The 533-nt window shown below is 55.7% G+C and carries 1 protein-coding gene; it reads left to right on the plus strand.

The genetic code is table 11. The features are described from left to right. Positions 1-66: 66 nt before the first annotated feature. Positions 67-533, plus strand: a 467-nt coding sequence (locus FH08_RS0134040) for a transposase (RefSeq protein WP_031362636.1), incomplete at its 3' end; no start/stop codon positions are given.

Consider the following 533-nt stretch of genomic DNA (forward strand, 5'->3'; position numbering starts at 1 on the left):
GGCCGAGGGTGTGTGAAAACGCATTGATCGCCTAAACTGAATCAACGCATTGAGACCGGGTGACTCATGAAGCGATTCGTTGAAGGCGATGACCGCAAGCAGGTTGCACTACTTCCCGAATGTGTTGATGACTACATCGAACAGGACAATCCAGTCAGGGTCGTAGATGCCTTCGTCGACGAGTTGGACCTGGCGGAACTTGGTTTCAACGGTACCATGCCGGCGCTCACGGGCCGCCCGTCCTATCATCCAGGCGTGATGCTCAAGATCTATGTCTACGGGTATCTAAACCGCGTACCCTCCAGCCGGCGTCTTCAGCGCGAATGCCAACGCAATGTCGAGCTGATGTGGCTGACAGGACGTCTGGCACCAGACTTCAAGACGATCGCTGACTTTCGCCGCGACAACGGTCCGGCCATTCGCAATGTATGCCGTCGTTTCGTCGAACTGTGTCGCGGACTGAAGCTACTATCCAGCGACATGGTGGCCATCGATGGCAGCAAATTCAAGGCCGTGAACAGCCGTGACAGGAA

Source organism: Caballeronia sordidicola (genome assembly GCF_000729995.1).
Lineage (GTDB): Bacteria > Pseudomonadota > Gammaproteobacteria > Burkholderiales > Burkholderiaceae > Caballeronia > Caballeronia sordidicola_A.